This window comes from Cupriavidus sp. NPDC089707 (assembly GCF_044748965.1).
GTDB lineage: Bacteria > Pseudomonadota > Gammaproteobacteria > Burkholderiales > Burkholderiaceae > Cupriavidus.
Map to the genome: position 1 here is coordinate 1 of NZ_JBIVHB010000054.1, position 5,280 is coordinate 5,280.

At 62.6% G+C, this 5,280-nt stretch carries 4 protein-coding genes; 3 read left to right on the forward strand and 1 reads right to left on the reverse strand.

Annotation, left to right across the window (positions count from 1 at the left end; translation table 11 throughout):
• Window positions 1–2,037, reverse strand: a 2,037-nt coding sequence (locus ACIP1U_RS32440) for a DEAD/DEAH box helicase (RefSeq protein ID WP_400324021.1), incomplete at its 3' end; no start/stop codon positions are given.
• A 434-nt stretch (window positions 2,038–2,471) separates the two neighbouring features.
• On the opposite strand from ACIP1U_RS32440, the gene ACIP1U_RS32445 reads away from it, so the two are divergent.
• The 3 genes from ACIP1U_RS32445 to ACIP1U_RS32455 all read left to right on the forward strand — a co-directional run bounded on the left by ACIP1U_RS32445 (window position 2,472) and on the right by ACIP1U_RS32455 (window position 4,972).
• Entirely contained in the window at window positions 2,472–2,654 is a 183-nt protein-coding gene (locus tag ACIP1U_RS32445) for an XRE family transcriptional regulator (RefSeq protein WP_400324012.1), read from the forward strand.
• Window positions 2,655–3,181: 527 nt separating this feature from the next.
• A complete protein-coding gene (locus ACIP1U_RS32450; RefSeq protein ID WP_400324015.1) occupies window positions 3,182–3,622 on the forward strand; it encodes a helix-turn-helix domain-containing protein in 441 nt (146 codons plus the stop codon).
• Window positions 3,623–3,655: 33 nt separating this feature from the next.
• Window positions 3,656–4,972 (forward strand): type II toxin-antitoxin system HipA family toxin, encoded by a 1,317-nt coding sequence (locus ACIP1U_RS32455; RefSeq protein WP_400324018.1) that lies wholly within the window; start codon window positions 3,656–3,658, stop codon window positions 4,970–4,972.
• Window positions 4,973–5,280 lie beyond the last annotated feature (308 nt).

Below are 5,280 nucleotides of genomic sequence, written 5' to 3' on the forward strand. Positions count from 1 at the left end.
GCCTTCGGCGTCTTCAAGCGCGGTGGCCAGATCCTTCACCGCACGCTGATAAAGTGCCGCCTGGCTCGGGCTCAGGTGGCACCAGGCCTTGAGTTCGGTCTTGTCCGGCAGATCATCGATGACGCGCTTGTCAGTCTTCAGGCGGCGCAGGATGTAAGGCCGCACCAGCGTTCGCAGCGGACCGAAGTGCTCGGCCTGGGCCAGCCGCCTGGTAAAGTTGGCAAAGACTTTGTCTGAGCCCAGCAAACCGGGGTGGGTGAAATCGAAAATGGACCACAGGTCGGACAGACGGTTTTCCACGGGGGTTCCAGTCAGCGCGATGCGCGATTGTGCCTGGAGTTGCTTGACCTGTCGCGTTTGCTTGGCGCCCGGATTCTTGATCGCCTGGGCTTCATCGACAATGGCAAGGCGCCACGGGATGGTCGCCAATACCGGCTGACGCAGTAGCGAGCCAAAGCTGGTGATAACGAGATCGATGTCTGCGAGCCGTGCGGGGTCCAGCGCACGCAATTCGGCCGCCGGCATGACCGACGGATGGGCGATCAGGAGGCGCAAGCTTGGGGCAAAGCGCTCGGCCTCTGCCGCCCAGTTGGCGAGCAGCGATGCCGGGGCGACCAGCAGACTGGGCCGCACTTCGGCGCTTTCGCGCTTCAGCACCAGCAACAGCGAGAGTACCTGCATGGTCTTGCCCAGGCCCATATCATCCGCTAGGCAAGCGCCCAGTCCGAGCCGGGTGAGCAGGTACAACCACCGCACGCCAGCCTGTTGGTAGGGCCGCAAGTTGGCCTTGAGTTCCGGTCCCGGGCTGATCTGCGCCAACCCCTCGGGCTGACGCAACTCCTGCAGGATGTCGGCCAGCCAGGGCCCCGCCACCAGCTGCGACCAGTCGCGGTCAGCGGGATCGGCGCTCTCGTCGAGCGAAACACCCGCCAGAAGGCGCAGGGCCTCATTAAAGGGCAGACCGGCTTGCGCCGCCTGTTCCATGGCCTCGAATCGCTTCAGGAGGCGACCGAGCTTCTTCTTGTCCACCTCGACCCACCGTCCCCGGATGAGTTGCAAGCCGTCGGCGCCTTTGAGCAGATCCCTGACCTCGGAGGCGCTGAGACGCTCGCCGTCGAGGGAGACCTCCATGTTGAAGTCGAGCAACGCGTCCTTGCCCAAGAGCGAAGGCGGTTGTGCGCCGACGCTGGCTTTCACAACGGGACGGGCAGGGCGGCCCGCGTGCCAGACGCCTGGCGTGCGTACGACAATCCCGGCGGCTTCGAGTTGGGACAGGTCCGAGAGAAAGCGATAGGCATCGAGCGGCGTCCAGCGCAGCGGATGGTATATGTCGCCGTTATCTACCATCTCGCGAAGCCAATCGCAGTGTTCCGCGGCGCGCTGCACCGGCAGCAATAACGACAGCAGTTGCGCCTTGCTCCTGGCCCCTGAAAATTCCGCCAGGGCTTGCGACAGCGGCTGATGTTGCGCTTTGCCAAGGGCGGACAGGCGCGAGGTGTACGTCGCAAGGAAGGCGAACGGCGACTCCGGGTCCTTGCGGTTCTCAGCGAGGTTGAAATGCACACGGCCGACGAGATTCCAGGCCGGGTGGTGCTTTTTGAGGAAATCCTGAAGCGGGACGTTTGCGGTCGCCAGTTCCTGGTGCAAGGCTGTATCCATCTCGCCCCAGAGCGTGGCCAGCACGTCGGGCGTGAGATACTCGCCGCCCATCATCGGCGGCGCATCGGCGATCAGGGCATCAAGATCTTGGGCAGCCGGCGTGGCGACCACGATCTCCCCGCCTTCGGGCGTCGCGCACAAGGCGGTGACATAGCGCGCGGCAAAATCACGCCACCAGGCCCACGCGGGGGGCAAGATGCGGCCGATTTCCGCCGCGCCCAGATTCAGCAGGCCATGCCCTGCGCCAAGGGCAAAGGAACTTCCCAGCCGCAGCCGCGTTTCTTCTGCCAAGATTGGTGCGGCGTCCTCCGGCACCGCCAGCAGGTGTCCGCCGGGCGTCAGGTGTGGTGCGAGCATGTCGGCAGCAGTCAAGGGCACTCGTCCCAAGCACACGGTTGCCGCCGGCGCTGAAGCCGCAGGTTTTCCAGGGAAGCGGCTGCGGCATCAAGCAGCAGGCCCGCCAGCCTAGGTGGGGCCGGGCGAATCTCCGTTTGCGTCGGGCCCGACCGAATTATCGGGTCGACCAGTCGTGCGGGGTATGCCTGTCGGCGGTGTTGTATATGTCTTGTGCACTGTCTTCGCATTACGATGCTTCTGGGGGGGCCGCCGATATAAGCCGAGAGCTTAGCCCTGCTAGTAGACAGGCGCCAGCCCCGCAGCGTTCTCGACCAGGCGGATCGTGCGCGCATGCGACCGTCATCCGGCTCCGCGTATAATTTCACCATAGTGAAAGAAATGAGGGGCCCGCCTTCCTGCTGGCTTCTCTTCCGCAACTGGGTGACCGCATTCGCGCCACCCGAGCAGGGGAAGGGATGCCCGTTGATCAGGCAGCAAGGGGTTGCGGTGTGTCTGTGGGCATGCAGTCCAAGCTCGAGAACGGCAAAGGCGTCAATCTTGGGCAGGTCCTGCGTGTACTGGACGGTTTGGGTCTGACCATGTTGGCCCATGCGGCCAAGCGCGGCGACGAGGCAGCATGGGAACCCCACGATGATTAGCGGCCGGATGGATGGCGGACCGCAGTCGACGGGCTTGGTGCCGCGCCTCTGAGCTCCGAGGGATATTCACGTTCTTGTTCGCCAAAAAGGGCGGAACATTACTGGAGATTTGCTGTGTCTGCTAAACGATTCAAGAGCGACGCCTTTGAGGCAATCCACAGCGCTGCTTCCGGTCTTCGCAAGGCGAATGGGATCGACACGAAGACGATGCGGGAGTATGAAGATCTTTGTCTAGCAGCACCCTCTCAGTTTGAGGTCAAGGGCATCGTGCGCGTTCGCAAAGCTCTGACAAGGAAGACGCCGACTGAGCGACGGTAATCTCTTCTGTCCGCGAGGATAGTGCCCCCCTTTGGCAGATCGGACGAGTGGCTGACCGTTGCATTCGCGAAGACATGGGCTGCAGGATAGTACGGCGTCCTGACGGCTTCGTCGCCTCTCGAGTGCAGTCTTATTGTCGAAGGGTGCAGCCGTGACTCGTGGAGGTCACATTTCACACGTGCCAGATATCTAAAATCGAGCATTATCAGGTGAATGCTCGATTTTACGAGCAACTCAGGGTTGTGAGCGGTTCGTGTATAATGTTCGTGAAATCGAGCAATAGGACTTTTGCGAGCGATTTTTCGAACATGAAGGTTTCCCAGTCCTCCGTTCTCTCTCCACAGCTGGCTCAGCAAGCGGCCGAAGTTGGCAGGTTGCTGGCCCGGTTACGTCAGGCTCGCCACATCAAGCAAGCCGATGCTGCCGTGCGTGCGGGGCTTTCTCGCAACACGGCCTATCGAATCGAGAAGGGGGATCCAGGCCTCGCATTCGGCCAGATGCTTCGCTACCTGGACGCTATCTCTCCAGGGGCAACCCTCGCAAGCCTTCTGGCGGAGTCCGATCCCGCACTCAAGGCGCTGCAGTCGCGCGAAGCAACGCGGCGCGTCAGGGATTTGTCCGCCTCAGAGCTCCAGAGCCTCGACTTCTGACGACTTACTCAGATGGCAAAAGACCAGCAGCTAATGATCTTCGCCTACCTGGGCGAAGCCTGGGCGCCGTGTGGCCAACTCACCATGACGGAGGAGGGCGCGGCGCTGCTGGCCTCGAGCTTTGCCTACGGCCTCCGATATCTGGATCGTCCAGATGCGATCGAAGTTGACCCCGTGAGCCTCGGCATCCACGGAGAGCCGGTGAAGGGCCGGCGCCTGCTGCCCGTGAACGAGCTGAGGGGCTTCGGGGGTATACGCGACGCGGCGCCGGATTCGTGGGGACGCCGGGTGATTGAAGCCAAGCTCAAGGTGCCGGCGAACAGCTTGCCGGAGTCGCAGTACCTGCTGCATGCGGGTAGCGATCGCGTGGGTGCACTGGACATTCGCGCGGACATCAACACGCCTCCTACGAGCACGGTAGGCAGCATCCACGCGATCGAGTACCTGATGGAGGCCGCAGAGCGTATCGAAGAGGGCCTGCCCGTCCCGGCCAACCTCGAACTGATCTTCGTGCAGGGGACCGCGCTGGGTGGCGCGCGGCCGAAGGCTACTATCCGGGATGACGCCGGTCACCTGGTCCTGGCCAAGTTCTCCAGCAAGACCGACTCCTTCGACGTTCCCCTCATCGAGACGGCGTCGTTGCTGCTGGCCAAGGCTTGCGGGCTGAACGTGCCTGCGGTGGAGGCCCGCATGCTGGGCGATCGCCGCCTCATGATGATCCGCCGGTTTGACCGGTACTGGCTTGAGCGTGGGGAAATGCCGCAAGCGGACACGGATCTCCTGCTGGCGCCGGCGGCAAACAGAACGGAGCGCCGCATGGCCTTTGTCAGCGGCCTGACCCTGATCGGGTGCGATGAGACAGAATCGCGCACGAAAGCCTACGCCGATCTGGCCGCGGCGATCCGGAGATACTGCCATACGGCAGTCGTTCGCGCCGACAACGAAGAACTGTTCAGACGCATGGTGTTCAACATCTTCGTGACCAACGACGATGACCACCTGCGCAATCATGGGTTCATCTGGGATCCGCGGCTGCCCGGCTGGCGCCTGAGCCCGCTCTACGACGTGTTGCCACGGCCTTCGCACGCGACCGAACGCCTGTTGCACCTCGAGATCGGGCCGCAAGGACGCAGCGCAACGATCGACAACGCCCTGGCTGGCTGCCAGCGGTTCTCGATCAGCACCGCGCGCGCCGCAGAGCTGATCGCGGGGATTTGGGCTGTTGTGCGCGAGTGGCGGGTGTTCTTCGAGCAGTATGGCGTCGATGCACTGGACTGTGACAAGATTGTGCCGGCATTCCGGCACTTGGAAGACATCAGCAGCGCCGAGACACGACGCCATCTGCCCTGAGGCTCTATCTGCCGCGGGTAAAGCCCGATGAGCGACTGCGTGCGCGACGTGTTCGACGATCGCGCGCAGAGCGAACTTGGGCGTACCTTCACGAACCGCAGCTTCCAACCTGGCGATGGATAACCGAAGAAGCGACCGCGCCCGGCACGCTGATGACGTTGTCGGGCGGGCGTGGCCGCCTGGCATGGCAGATCTCAATGTGCTAATAAGACTCATTTCGCACAGTTGGTATGTCGGGGTTTTTGTTGCGAGGGGCGTTTTCACTGCCCCATATTGATGTATAGCGGGTTTCCAGCGAAGTTATCCAC

What these genes read in the sequence shown, in the direction of transcription:
- ACIP1U_RS32455 (WP_400324018.1), top strand. Translation starts at nt 3,656, where the DNA reads ATGATCTTCGCCTACCTGGGCGAAGCCTGGGCGCCGTGTGGCCAACTC.
- ACIP1U_RS32445 (WP_400324012.1), top strand. Translation starts at nt 2,472, where the DNA reads ATGCCCGTTGATCAGGCAGCAAGGGGTTGCGGTGTGTCTGTGGGCATG.